1 protein-coding gene is annotated in these 1,135 nt (G+C 62.9%); it reads left to right on the forward strand.

Annotated features, from left to right (window positions below):
- Positions 1-55 precede the first annotated feature (55 nt).
- Positions 56-1,102, forward strand: a complete 1,047-nt coding sequence (locus AB4Y81_RS21535) for an IS30 family transposase (RefSeq protein WP_441996930.1) — start codon at positions 56-58, stop codon at positions 1,100-1,102.
- Positions 1,103-1,135 lie beyond the last annotated feature (33 nt).

Here is a 1,135-nt window from a genome sequence, read left to right on the forward strand (position 1 = left end):
GCGTGTCGGGGCGGTGCACGCTACCGGGCACAATTGGTGGGTTCAGTCTGGCCTAATGATGACCGTGAACCGGGGTGCTACCGGAGGTCTTGCCGATCCTGCTCCTTCAGTCGGGGGCCCTGGCCGTGCGTTGGGTCTGGAAGAGCGAGGCATGATCCAGATGGGTGTGCGGRTGGGCCTCAGTTACGCGAAGATCGGCGCATTGATCGGGCGGGATAAGTCCGTAGTTTGGCGGGAGGTCAAACGCCACACGAGCGCGGACGGGAAGTACTACGCCTCGGTCGCTCACGYCAAAGCGCATCAGGACAGGCGCCGTCCCAAACCCTTCAGGCTGGCCAAGGACGAGGGTTTGTGCCGGCTGRTCGGCGTCTGGATGGATGACGGGTGGAGTCCGAAGCTGATCTCCTCGATGTTGGCGTATTACTTCGGTGACGATCAGACTATGCAGGTGAGCCACGAGACGATCTACCAGGCCCTTTACGTCCAAACCCGCGGGAACCTGCGGGCGGACCTGGCCGAAAAGCTCAGCCTGAAACGCAAACAACGCATCCCCCACGGCACTGACCGGCGCGCCARCAGCCCCTATAAAGAGGCCTTCAAGATCAGCCAACGTCCCGCCGAGGTCCAGGACCGGGCAGTGCCCGGGCATTGGGAAGGTGACCTCATCATCGGCGCCAACGGGACAGCGATCGGARCCTTGGTGGAACGCTCAACCCGGTTCACGATCCTGCTGCACCTGCCAGGGGACCACACCGCGGAAACCGTTGCCGCCGCGATGATCCGGGAGATGGCCTCCCTCCCGGATCACCTGCGCCGGTCGATCACCTGGGACCGCGGCACCGAACTGGCCGACTACGCAAAAATCCAGACCGCTCTCGATACGACGATGTACTTCTGCGACCCGCACTCGCCCTGGCAGCGCGGCACCAACGAAAACACCAACCGGCTCCTGCGGTTCTGGTTCGAGAAAGGCACTGACCTTTCAGTGCACACCCCCGAGGACATCCGCCTGGTCGCAGCGAAACTCAACCGCCGCCCCAGACCAACACTGAACCTCGAGACCCCAGCCAACCGGCTAAACCAGCTGCTACAAGCGGCCTAACCCCCAGCGTTGCTCCCACCAATTGACTTTGCC

This window comes from Paenarthrobacter sp. TAF1 (genome assembly GCF_052113825.1).
Lineage (GTDB): Bacteria > Actinomycetota > Actinomycetes > Actinomycetales > Micrococcaceae > Arthrobacter > Arthrobacter nicotinovorans.